Below are 11,642 nucleotides of genomic sequence, written 5' to 3'. Positions count from 1 at the left end.
CAGGTTGGGACCCGAACGGGATAATCCTGTTCCAGCCCGGCGGTCAGAAGTCTCTCAGAACAGCGCGGCGTCCTCGTCGAGGACGCGGGCGGGGCCGCCGACCTCCCAGACGCGGGTGTCGACGCCGCAGTCCGCCACCGTCTCCTCCACCCGGTCGACGTACTGTTCGGTGGTGTTGACGTAGACGCTGGCTCCGGTGTCGACGGAGAAGTACACCGGTACGCCCTCGTCGCGCAGTTCCCGCACCGCGTTGAAAATCTCGATGGTGCGCGGTTGCCAGTACACCCACCCCGCCGGGCCGGTCATCGTCGTCGCCGCCAGCGAGAGCGAGTCGTGTTCGGCGAGTTCGAACGCGCGGTCGAAGTCGGCGTCGTAGAGGGCGTCGCGCACGTCGGAAATCTGGCCGTGGATGTGGGCCATCCGGGCCTCGAACATGTGGCTGTCGGCGGCCTCCTCGTGGGCGGCCTCCGTCTCCTTGTAGGCGGGGACCATCCCGGCGACGATTCGCAGGTCGTCTTCGAGGTCCGTCTCGATGCGCTCGCTGCGACAGTCCTTGTCGTTCATGCCGGTCCGCAGGTGCGAGAACGCCCCGGTGACAGCGCGGGCGGCCGACGAGGAGCCGCGGCGGGCGACCGTCGAGATTTCCGGCCGGGTCATGTCCAGTCCGACGGCCTCGACGAGCGCCATCGCCGCGGCCGCGAACCCGGACGAGGAGGACCCGAAGCCGATGTTGGTCGGGAAGTTGTTCGTCGACTCGAAGCGGACGCCGTGGTCGATGCCCGCCAACTCGCGGACGTGGTCGACGACGGCGTCGATGCGTTCGGCACCGCGGCCCTCGACTTCCTCGCCGTCGATGACGTAGGTGTCCGTCTCGCGGGCCGGGTCGAACTCGGCGGTCGTCTTCGAATGACTCGGTGCCGTACAGACCGAGATGCTGTCGTGGTACGGGAGGCGGAGTTCCTCGTCGCGCATCCCGTGGTACTTGACCAAACCCTGGATGGGGTGGGCCTTCGCGGTCGCTTTCATACCTCACCCTTCCGGGCCGGTCACTTTGCTATTGCGAACCGGCGACGGCGGGTCACTGCTCTTCGACGTCGGCGTCCGGCGCGTTCGACTTCACGCTCTCGATGCCCTGCTTCGCCTTCGCCTTGCTGGCGTACCCCTCGCCGCTGTCGGCGATGATGTTCCCGTTCGCGTGGCGCAGTCGCCACCGCCAGTCGCCGGCCGAGTCGGTGTACAGTTCGAAGGTCGCGGTCATGGCTACCACCGAACACGTAACCGACGGCCAAGAAAGTGTGGGCCATCCGAGACGACGGACACTGCGGGCGCCGTCGACTCTGAGAGGGTCAGTCCATCCCCCAGTACTCGCGTGCGTCAGCGAGCGATTCGCCGACGGGGACGCCCTTGTAGCCGAAGATGTCCTGATAGCCACACTCGGACATCAGGATTGGGACGAACGGTTCGTCGGCGGTCACCTCCTCACCCTCTATCGTCGCCCAGACCGCTCCCTCGGAGACCAGTTCGAAGTTCTCGGCCTCGAGGTCGTACAGTTCGCTGGAGGCGGTCCCCGGCGGAGCGTCCTCGGGTTTCTCGACGACGTCGTCGAGTTCGTAGAACCTCGGGTCGCCGGTTGCGACGGTGCCAGGGAGCGCGTCGTGGAGGCGAAGGAACGTCTCGATGACCATCGTGGCCGTGTCCGTCGCGTCCTCGGTCCGCTGTCGGCCGGACTCGACAGTGACGACCGGCGCACATCGGTTCAGCGTCCCGTCGACGGTCTGACTCGTGTCGACGACTGACGGCGTGGGGAGGGCCGCGGCCGTTTCGAGCGCCGTCGGGTACTCCCGGGAGACCAGCGCCATCGGTTCCGGCTGGGAGTGCGTCGCGTGCAACGAGAGCGTGGGCGTCTCGCCGACGACGTCGAGCAGTTCGGCCGCGAGGCGCTCCTCCAGTTCGTCGCTCTCCGCGTCGCCGGGGAAGGCCCGGTTCATGTCGACGTCGACGTACCGGCGGTCGGCCGCCAGCGCGGCGGGGTTCGCGTAGACGAACTGCACCGGGCGCTCGAACTCGTGGTCGGCGTCGAGGACCCGCTGGACGGCTCGCACGCCGCTGGGTTCGTCGCCGTGCACTCCCGCGATGACCGTCACCGCCGGGTCGCCGTCCGGGCCGCGCACCGTCACTTCGGGGGAGTCTGTCTGGGACATCTACGCTGACCTACCGGGCTGGACGCCGAAAAACGTGGGGCACTCGCTCAGTAGTCGGGGCTCTCCTCGCGGACGCCCTCGCGCTTGTTCACCAGTCGGGCGAGCGTGAACAGGGCGTCCGAGAGGCGGTTCAGGTAGACGATGGCCGTCTCGTTGACGCCGGCCTCCTCGGCGGCCAGCGAGACGGCCCGGCGTTCCGCCCGCCGGCAGACGGCCCGGGCGTGGTGGAGTTTCGCCCCCGGTTCGGACCCCGAGGGGAGGATGAACGACTCCAAGGGGTCCAGTTCCTCGTTGGCCTCGTCGATGACCGCCTCTATCTCGTCGACGTGGGTCTCGGTTATCTGCGGGTCGTCCTCGTCGGGTTGCGGGTTCGCGAAGTCCGCCTGCACGATGTGGAGGTGGTTCTGCACCTCGCGGAGGTGGTCGTCCAAGTCGTCGTACCCCGTCGGGCGGACGACGCCCACGAGGGCGTTCACCTCGTCCACGGTGCCGTAGGCTTCGATGCGACGGGAGTCCTTCGAGACCCGTTCCATCGTCCGCAGGTCGGTCTGGCCTTGGTCGCCGCGGCCGGTGTAGATGGTCATACCCGAAATCGGTCTGCCACGCTCTTATAGCCGAGGGCGAACCCTTTGGGGCGCGAGCGGTCGCGGGCGGTACGCCGGCGCTCAGAGCCGTCGCCGGACTTCCGAGAGGGCGGCCGGCGAGAGGTCCAACTCGCCGAGCAGTTCCCGCCGCTGGTCCGCGTCGCCGTGGCCGGCGACGAACCCGTTGAGGCGGGCGGCGACCGTCGAGTCGACCACCGACGGGCCGTAGAGTCCCTCGAGTTCGTCGCCGACGACCGGCGTCGAGCGGAGTTCGTACTTCTGGTGGTACGCCTCTGCGAAGTAGAACCGGTCCAGCGTCTCGACGGGCGTCGCGACCGTCTTGCCCGTGCGCTCTTCCAGCGCGGCTTTCGAGTCGGCCGCCGCCGTACGCTGGGCCTCGTCGTGTGCGAGGACGACCCCCCGGTACTGCCGCTTGTGCGCCGACGTGAACGGGCCGTGGTTCGCCCAGAACACGTCCAGCAGGTCCTCGTAGGCGAGTTCGTCGGGGTCGTACTCGATTTGTACGACCTCCGTGTGGTCGCCGAGCGCGTAGTAACTCGGGTTCGGGTCGGTCCCGCCCGCGTAACCGACCCGCGTCCGCACGACGCCGGGCGTGGCGCCGAAGCGTGCGTCAGGTCCCCAGAAACAGCCCATCCCGAACGTCGCCGTCGCCGTCTCCGCTGGCGGGCGAGCCTCGGCGTCTACGCGGAGGGCGTCGAGTCGGGTCGGCTCTCGGTCCGAAGATGCCATACCGTCCTGTGGGGCGCGAACGGTTTGCCTATTCGGGTCCCCGACCCGGGGCGACGCGGCGCTGAACCGGCAGAAACCGGGACCTTCAATTGGACCCGTCCAGAACCGTGGTGTATGAGCCTCGAACTGGAGCACTACTGCCCGGAGTGCGAAGAGTACCGCAACTTCTGGAAGGTCGCCAGCACGACGATGCACCTCGGGACGAAGGTCAAGTGGCACTGCCCCGAGTGTGACTACGGGTTCGTCCGCATCGACGGCGAAGTCGACACCGGCCAGACGGCATAGACCGCTCTATAGCCGTATAGAGAGTTCTTAGCAGGCGTTTTATCCGTGGTGGGGAATCTGTCACGTAGACGCAATGAGCCTCGACCCGGACTGGGTGGCCCCCGACGCTCGGCGTGGTCCCGACCGACCCGGCGTAGAACTGGCCCTCACCGTCGTCCAGTACACCGACGGCCCCGACCGCTGCACCGTCTATCCACCCGGTCTGTCCGGGGTCGCCCGGATGTCGACGTGGCTCTCCGCGGACCACGCGGCGTTCGTGCAACTCGACGAGATGCGGTGACAGGGGGTTTTTACCGCTACGGCGCGGAGCCCCGATAAATGAGTGTTGAGGTGTTACTGGTCGACGAAGACCGGGACGTCCTCGAAATCGTCGCGACGTTCCTCGGGCAGGAGGACGACCTCTCGGTGACGAGCGAGGCCGACCCCGAAGCCGCGTTGGAGATGGCACTGAGCGGCGACTACGACGCTGTGGTCAGCGACTACAAGATGCCGCGACTCGACGGACTCGAACTGTGTGCCGCGATTCGTGACCACGACGAGTCGCTCCCCTTCCTCCTGTTCAGCGCGCGGGAACCGGAGGACGTCCAACCGGCGGCCGCCGAGGCCGGCGTGACAGCCTTCGTCCAGAAGGGGACCGGAACCGAACAGTACAGCGTCCTCGCCGACCGCATCCGCGACGCCGTCTAGCGGTCCGTCCGCGGCACGGTGAGCGTCACCGACGCGCCGCCCTCGTCCGTCTCCTCGAAGGCGACCCGTCCGCCGTAGGACTCGGTCACCCAGACGACGAGCCACAGTCCGAGGCCGCTGCCGTGACTCAACTGCGTAATCGGTTCGTCGCCGGTCAGCACGTCCAGTTCGTGGTCGGGGATGCCGGGACCGTCGTCCGCGACGGTGATGGCCACCTGTTCGCCGTCGACGGTGACGTCCACGGTGACAGTCGGGTCCGGGCCGGCGTACTCGATGCTGTTCTCCAGTAACTCGTCGACGACGCGCGTGAACCGCCCGTCCGCGGCCCGCGCCTCGACCGACGGCGCGTCCGTCCGGACGGTCACGTCGTACTCGTCGTCGTAGGTGTCGACGAGCGACGCCACGGCCCTCGGGACGTCTACGGGTTTCGTCCCGGCGTCGTCCCGCCGGACGGCACGCTCTATCTCCCGCGCCCGGTCGCTGACAGCGGCCACGTCCGCGGCCTTCCGTTGGAGGCGCTCGACCAGCGAGAGGAGCGTCTCGTCGTCGAGTCGGTCCGCGAGTTCGTCCGCGAGCCCCATCACCACGGTCAGGTCGTTTCGGAGGTTGTGCCGGAGGACCCGATTGAGTACCTCCAGGCGCCGCTCGCGTTCCTTCTGCTCGGTGATGTCGGTGTAGATGCCGAAACCCCACATCCGCCCGTCGTCGCGCCGGTACGGGATGCCCCGATAGAGGAAGTCGCGGAACCCCTCGTCGGTCCGGCGGCGTATCTCGGACTTGACCGTCTTCCCGCCGGCACTCACTTCGAGCAGTCGGTCGGCTTCCTCCCGGGCCGCGTCGTCGGGCGGGACGATGAGGTCGGTGAGTTCCTCGTCGAGGACGTTCGCGTGGTCGACGCCGAATACGTCGGTGAACGCGGGGTTCACCGAGCGGACCGTCCGCCGGTCGTCCGTGTACTCCGTCTCGACGACGGCGTCTGGCAGGTTGTTGAACAGGTACGAGAAGCGGTCGCGCTCGTCCCGCAACTCCTCGCGGGTCCGCTTGAGTTCGGTCAGGTCGCGGACCACACCGACCGTCCCGCGGAACACCTCTTCGTCGATGAGTGATACCTCGATTTCGGCGGGCCGCTCGCTCCCCCCGGCGGTGACCAGCGACGTCTCCAGTTGTATCGACCCGTCGCCGCCCGCTTCTCGCAGGTCGTGGATGCGTTGCTCGAAGGCGGCGACCGACCGGTCGTCGAGGACCGCTCCGGGATGTTCACCGACCATCTCTCGGCGGTCGAAACCCAACCACTCGGCCAGCGGTTCGGTGACCAGTTGGAACGTCCCGTCCTCGTCCAGCACGTACACCATGTCCCGGACGTTCTCGACGACCGTCTCGTAGCGGAGCAGGTCCTCCTCCCGTTCGACGCGGTCCAGCGCCGCCGCGGCGTTCGAGGCGAGGATTTCGGCGACGGCGACGTCCGCCTCGTCGAGTTCGTCCGCGGTCACGGCGGCGACGCTCAACACGCCGTGGTCGCCCACCGGAACGTACATGGCCGCCGTCGCGTGGCGGTTGTCGTACTCCTCGACGTCCCCGAAGTCCTCGACGCGAACGGTCTCGCCGCGCTGGAACGCCTCGCCGGGGAACGCCTCGTCGGCGTCGTACACCGGCCGGTCGGGCAAGTCGTCCGTCCCGACGACGGGGCGCAGCGTGTCCGTCTCGGGGTCGTGGAGTCTGACGAGGTTGAGGTCGAACCCGAGTTCGGCCTCGGCGGCCGCCACCACCGTCTCCGCCACCTCCGGGGCGGTGTGGGCCTGCATCAGCGACCGCGACGTCTCCAACAGGCCGTGGAGTTTCCGGTCGCGTTCCTTCTGGTCGGTGATGTCGTGGAAGTACACCGACAGGCCGTTCTCCGAGGGGTAGACGTTGACGCGGAACCACCGCTCGACGGGCGGGTAGTGCTCCTCGAAGGTGACCGGTTCTTGGGTCGCCATCGCCTCGTGGTAGGCCTCGTAGAACGTCGACCCGACGGCGTCGGGGAACATCTCCCAGAGGTTCTCGCCCATCACCGTCTCGGCGTCCCGGCCGAGCACTTCCTCGGCCCGCGGGTTCCAGTAGGTGAGTTCCCACGCGTCGTCCACGGCGAAGAACGCCGCCCCGATGCGGTCGAGAATCTGCTGGATGCGCTCGCGGGCCTCGCGGAGTTCGCGTTCGCGCTCCGCGCGTTCGGTGACGTCCCGGATGACGCCGGCCGTGCCGACGAACTCCTCGTCGTCCGTCAGGAGCGTCATGTGGTCCTCTGCGGGGAACGAGGTCCCGTCGGCCCGCTGGATTTCGAGGTCGAACGTCGCCTCGCCCTCGCGGTCCTCGAACAGCATCTCGCGGACCACCGACTCGGCTTTGTCGACCGTCTCGTCGTCCTTGATGCGGGCGGTGTAGGAGTCGAGGAGCGTCGCCTCGTCGTACCCCGTGAGGTCGGTCATCGCACTGTTGACGAACTCGAAGTGGCCCTCGTCGTCGAGGGCGTACACGCCGTCGTCCACCGCCTCGATGATGTCCTCGTAGCGTTCGAGGTCACGCTCTCTGTGGCGGCGCTCGAGTTCGCGGCTGACCCACTCGACGAGCAGTTCCACGAACGTCTGCTGGGCCTCGGTGAAGGGGTCGTCCCGGGGGTCGTCGTCGGCGAAGCAGAGCGTCCCGTACAGGTCGTCGTCGACGTGGATGGCGCCGCCGAAGTAACAGCGGATACCGCTCGCCTCGTAGGCCGGTTCGTCGGCCCACCCTTCCGAGGGCGCGTCGAGGACGCCGAGGGTCTCGCCCGTCTCGACGACCCGCTTGCAGTAGGTGTTGGCGAGGGCGGTGGTCGTCCCGGCCTGGACGACGTCGTGGTCGCCGACGACCTGCAACACCTCGTACTCGTCGTCCTCGATGCGACTCAGATAGCCGAGCGACGTGTCGAGACGGTCCGCGCCGAGTTCCAACACCGACGCGATGGTCGCTCCCTCCGAGAGGTCGTCGCGGGTCGCCAGTCTGGTCAGTTCGCGAAGGGCGGCGTTGTTCCGCTCGAGTTCGCGTTCGCGCTCTTTCTGGTCGGTGACGTCCGTCGCGATGGCCACCAGACGGGGTGCCTGCCCGTCTCGCTCCTCGAACACGCCGTTCGTGTGAATCCAGCGCATCTCGCCGTCGACGCGGGCGCGAAACTCCACGTCGAACTGTTCGTCGGTCGCCGGTGCCTCTTCGAGGGCCCGACGAACCCGGTCGCGGTCCCCGGGGTGAACGTAGTCGTAGAACTCCTCGACGGTGCCGCCGAACGCCGCTGGCGTGGTGTCGAAGAGGGCCGCCGTCGCCTCGTCCCAGACGACGGACCCGGTTTCGAGGTCCCACTCGTACACCCCGGTATCGGTGCCGTCCAGCGCGAGGTCAAGACGGCGGTTCGTCTCCTCCAAGCGGCGCTCGTGCTCCTTGCGCTCCGAGATGTCCCGAACGACGCCGGTACAGTACCACTTGCCCCGGTGCTCGAAGTCGCCGAACGAGACGGCCACGGTGACCCGGTCCCCGTCGGCGGTCACCAGCGGGAACTCCAGATAGTCCCAGTCGACGGTCGGTTCCCGGGTCTCGACGTACGCCGCGACGCCGTCGAGGTGGGCTTCCGTGAACGAGTCCGGTACGAGTTCGGTAAAGCGCTTGCCGACGAGGTCCGACCAGTCGTAGCCAGTCAGCGTCGCGGCCCGTTCGTTCGCGTAGGCGATGGTGCTGTCGGCGTCGATGGTGATGACGGCGTCCGAGATGCTCCCGGCGATGGCCTCGTACGACTCGGTCAGTTCCGGGGGGAGGGGACGGCGCTCGGTGCTCCTCTGGTCGGCGTCGGCAGCGAGCGTGGCGACCCGTTCGTACGGGTCCGTCTCGCTCCGCGGGACGTACTCGGTGACGCCGTGGCGCGTCGCTTCGGCGGCCACGCGGCCGTCCGGGTCGTCGGTACACAACAGCACCGGCATGTCGGGACGCTCGGCTCTGACGGCCCGCAGTACGTCGATGCCGTCGACGCCCGCGTCGGGGGCGTGGTCGCAGACGACGTAGTCGGGGTCGGCAGACGAGAGCGCGTCGAGGGCGGCGTCGAGGGACGTGGCCGACGTGACGGAGAGGTGGGTCCCGCCGTCGGGTGACAGCGAACTGCCACCGTGGACTTCGGAGGCGGGGCGAACGTGGAGGACGACAGACTGCCCGGACATACTTCTGATACGACTGGAACCGAGGGCCGGGGACTAATAAACTCGGTCCAGATTATCAGCGCTCGGAATCGAGGGCGTGCCACGAGAGGCGCGGGTTCCGCGCGGCCTCGACTTGGTCGATGCGCCCCGCGGCCGTCCGCTCTGGGGCGGCCGCCAGCGTCTCGTCGTCCTCGCCGTGGACGGCCTCGAAGGCGGCCGCCAGTTGGTCGAGCGAGCGTTTGCTCTCGCTCTCCGTCGGTTCGGTCATCAGCGCCTCGTCGACGATTTCGGGCCACTTCGTCGTCGGCGGGTGGACGCCGTGGTCGAGCATCCGCTTGGCCGCGTCGGCGGCGTCCTGCGGGCTGGCGCTGGCGACGAACTCGTGGTGGAACGGCCCGAAGGGCACCTCGTAGGGTATCTGCTCGGCGAGGTAGTTTGCGTTCAACACGGCCTTCGCGCTGGCGTCGGCCAGTCCCTCGTCGCCGAGTCGAGTGACGTAGGCGAACGTCTTCAACAGGACCGGCCAGTTGCCGTAGAAGCCGTGGACTCTCCCGATGGAGTGGCCGGGCGTGTAGTACTCGAAGCCGCCGTCCCTCGACCGCACGTGCGGGTCGGGGAGGAAGTCGGCCAGTTCCTCTGTCACACCGACCGGACCGGCCCCCGGCCCGCCGCCGCCGTGAGGCGTGGCGAACGTCTTGTGGACGTTGTAGTGCATCACGTCGAACCCCATGTCGCCGGGCCGCGCGCGCCCCAGCAGGGCGTTGAGGTTCGCGCCGTCGTAGTACAGCAGGCCGCCCGCGTCGTGGACGACGTCGGCTATCTCCTCGATGTCGCGCTCGAACAGGCCCAGCGTGTTCGGGTTGGTGAGCATCAGGGCCGCCGTCTCCTCGCTGACGGCCGCTTCGAGCGCTTCGAGGTCCACCCGCCCGTCGTCGGCGCTGGGGAGTTCGACCACCTCGTAGCCGGCCATCGCCGCGGTGGCGAAGTTCGTGCCGTGGGCGGAGTCGGGGATGACCACCTCCGAGCGGTCGTCGTCGTTGTGCTGGTGGTAGGCCTTCGCTATCTGGATGCCCGTGAACTCCCCGGCCGCGCCGGCCGGTGGCTGGAGGGTTACCGCGTCCATCCCGCCGATGCGCCCCAGATAGTCCTGCAGGCGGTGACAGAGAGCGAGCGTCCCCTGCACGGTGCTGTCCGGCCGGTCCGGGTGGACGGCGGCGTCGGCCCGTCGAGAGACGTCCTCGGTGAACGACGGGTTGTACTTCATCGTACAGGACCCCAGCGGGAACGGCCCGCTCTCGACGCCGTAGTTCATCTGCGAGAGGCGCGTGTAGTGGCGGGCCAGTTCCGGTTCGGACGGGTCCGGCAGTTCCAGCGAGTCCCGCGTCAGGTCGTCGGGCAGCGGCGAGTCCTCGACTTCGACGTGGCGGTTGGCCTTCTCCGAGAGGAGCGGTTCGTACCGCTCGCCGCCGTCGTCCGTCCAACGGGCCTGGTCGTACTTCATCCGGCCACCTCCGCCATCGCCTCGACGAACGCTTCCTCGTCGTCGGCGGTCACCTCGGTCGTACACACCTGAATCAAGTGTTCGTCGACGGCGTGGACGGCGTAGCCTCGCCCGGCGAGGTCTTCGACGACCGCGCGGGCGGGTTGGTCCGTGTGTGCCACGAACTCCCGGAAGTGGTGGCCGTCGTGGACCGGCGCTTGCACGCCGACCACCTCGTCGAGACGGGCCGCGAGACCCTCGGCGCGAGTCACACAGTCCTCGGCGAGGTCGACGAGCCCTTGCGGCCCCAGCCACGCCGCGTGCATCGCGGTTCTGAGCGCAACCCACGCCTGATTCGTACAGATGTTCGAGGTGGCCCGATCCTTGCGGATGTGCTGTTCGCGGGTCTGGAGGGTCAGCGTGTAGGCCCGGCGGCCGTCGGCGTCCTCGCTGGCCCCGACGAGACGGCCGGGGACCTGCCGCAGGTACTCCTCGCGGGTGACGAACATCCCGAGACCGAAGCCGTAGGCGGTGCCGATGCCCAGCGAGGCGGCGTCGCCGACGACCACGTCCGCGCCCGCGTCGGTCGGCCGTTCCAGCAGGGCCATCGCCACCGGGTCAGTCCCGACGCAGAACAGCGCGTCGTGGTCGTCGGTCACGTCGCCGACGTCGGCGAGACGTTCTTCGATTACCCCGCGGACCGTCGGCGTCTCGGCGTACACCATCGCCACGTCCTCGTCGGCCAGTTCAGCGAGGGCGGCGACGTCTGCCTGTCCGTCGTCCATCGGGTACGACTCCACCGACAGGTCCGGCCCGTCCGCGTAGTTCTCCAGCACGGCCCGCTTGCCGTCGCGCAACTGCTCGGGGACCAGAATCCGGTCGCCGGACACAGAGCGGACCCGCTGGGAGAGCGTCGCCGCCTCGCCCAGCGCCGTCGCGTCGTCGTACATCGAGCAGTTGGCGACGTCCAGTCCGGTCAACTCGACCAGCATCGACTGGTACTCGAACAGCGCCTGCAGGAACCCCTGCGCGATTTCGGGTTGGTACTGCGTGTAGGAGGTCAGGAACTCCGACCGTTTCGAGAGGTCGTCGACCACTGAGGGGACGTAGTGTTCGTAGTGCCCCCGGCCGAGGAACTCGGTCAGGTCGTCGTTGCGTCGGAGGAGGCGGGCGGCCTCCCGGCGTGTCTCACGCTCGTCCCGGGCCTCGATGCCGAACTCGCCGTCGAAGGCGACGGACGCCGGGACGTCGAACAGCGCCTCGACGTCGTCGACCCCCAACGCCTCTAGCATCGCCGCCGTCTCGGCCGGCGTGTGCGGTGCGTACGGACTGTCAGTCGTGGGTGCGTCACTCTCGCTCATAGGTAGGAACGCCCATCCGCACGGGTGGACATGATGGCAGATGGTAACGACCGACTATACATTAGCCTACTCCTTCCGCCGGTCCGAGCGAGCGAGTCGCACGC

The 11,642-nt window shown here is 68.3% G+C and carries 11 protein-coding genes; 3 read left to right on the top strand and 8 right to left on the bottom strand.

What is annotated here, in order from left to right; translation table 11 throughout:
- Positions 1-54: 54 nt before the first annotated feature.
- The 5 genes from mvaD to msrA all read right to left on the bottom strand — a co-directional run bounded on the left by mvaD (position 55) and on the right by msrA (position 3,535).
- Entirely contained in the window at positions 55-1,026 is a 972-nt protein-coding gene (gene mvaD / locus Hhyl6_RS15015) for a phosphomevalonate decarboxylase MvaD (protein WP_483740063.1), read from the bottom strand.
- 52 nt (positions 1,027-1,078) lie between these two features.
- Positions 1,079-1,258 (bottom strand): HVO_2922 family protein, encoded by a 180-nt coding sequence (locus tag Hhyl6_RS15010; RefSeq protein ID WP_483740062.1) that lies wholly within the window; start codon positions 1,256-1,258, stop codon positions 1,079-1,081.
- Positions 1,259-1,346: 88 nt separating this feature from the next.
- The gene (locus tag Hhyl6_RS15005) at positions 1,347-2,201 is read right to left on the bottom strand and encodes a M14 family metallopeptidase (protein ID WP_483740061.1); all 855 of its coding nucleotides are present in this window, start codon (positions 2,199-2,201) and stop codon (positions 1,347-1,349) included.
- 47 nt (positions 2,202-2,248) lie between these two features.
- A complete protein-coding gene (locus Hhyl6_RS15000; RefSeq protein ID WP_483740060.1) occupies positions 2,249-2,785 on the bottom strand; it encodes a cob(I)yrinic acid a,c-diamide adenosyltransferase in 537 nt (178 codons plus the stop codon).
- 81 nt (positions 2,786-2,866) lie between these two features.
- Positions 2,867-3,535, bottom strand: a complete 669-nt coding sequence (msrA, locus tag Hhyl6_RS14995; RefSeq protein ID WP_483740059.1) for a peptide-methionine (S)-S-oxide reductase MsrA — start codon at positions 3,533-3,535, stop codon at positions 2,867-2,869.
- A gap of 114 nt (positions 3,536-3,649) precedes the next feature.
- Here msrA and Hhyl6_RS14990 point away from each other — a divergent pair, with 114 nt between their 5' ends.
- From Hhyl6_RS14990 to Hhyl6_RS14980, 3 genes are all read left to right on the top strand, one after another.
- Positions 3,650-3,820: a DUF7838 family putative zinc beta-ribbon protein gene (locus Hhyl6_RS14990; protein ID WP_254279003.1), complete on the top strand. Its 171-nt coding sequence runs from the start codon at positions 3,650-3,652 to the stop codon at positions 3,818-3,820.
- Between the two features lie 73 nt (positions 3,821-3,893).
- On the top strand, positions 3,894-4,100 hold the full coding sequence (locus Hhyl6_RS14985; RefSeq protein ID WP_483740058.1) for a DUF7511 domain-containing protein: 207 nt from the start codon (positions 3,894-3,896) through the stop codon (positions 4,098-4,100).
- Positions 4,101-4,138: 38 nt separating this feature from the next.
- Entirely contained in the window at positions 4,139-4,507 is a 369-nt protein-coding gene (locus tag Hhyl6_RS14980; RefSeq protein ID WP_483740057.1) for a response regulator, read from the top strand.
- Here Hhyl6_RS14980 and Hhyl6_RS14975 read toward each other — a convergent pair.
- Genes Hhyl6_RS14975 through gcvPA form a run of 3 tightly spaced genes read right to left on the bottom strand, consistent with a single transcriptional unit; the run spans position 4,504 to position 11,538 of the window.
- Positions 4,504-8,718, bottom strand: coding sequence for a PAS domain S-box protein (locus Hhyl6_RS14975; RefSeq protein ID WP_483740056.1), 4,215 nt, complete (start codon positions 8,716-8,718; stop codon positions 4,504-4,506). The two genes, Hhyl6_RS14980 and Hhyl6_RS14975, sit on opposite strands and share 4 nt — an antisense overlap.
- Before the next feature lie 55 nt (positions 8,719-8,773).
- Complete coding sequence (gcvPB, locus tag Hhyl6_RS14970) at positions 8,774-10,198, bottom strand: aminomethyl-transferring glycine dehydrogenase subunit GcvPB (protein WP_483740055.1); 1,425 nt, start codon at positions 10,196-10,198, stop codon at positions 8,774-8,776.
- Positions 10,195-11,538: an aminomethyl-transferring glycine dehydrogenase subunit GcvPA gene (gene gcvPA / locus Hhyl6_RS14965; protein ID WP_483740054.1), complete on the bottom strand. Its 1,344-nt coding sequence runs from the start codon at positions 11,536-11,538 to the stop codon at positions 10,195-10,197. The genes gcvPB and gcvPA overlap by 4 nt, the downstream gene beginning before the upstream one ends.
- Positions 11,539-11,642 lie beyond the last annotated feature (104 nt).

This window comes from Haloarcula sp. H-hyl6 (assembly GCF_056934455.1).
Note: the sequence above shows the minus strand (reverse complement) of the source record. Positions and strands in the feature narration are given on the sequence as shown.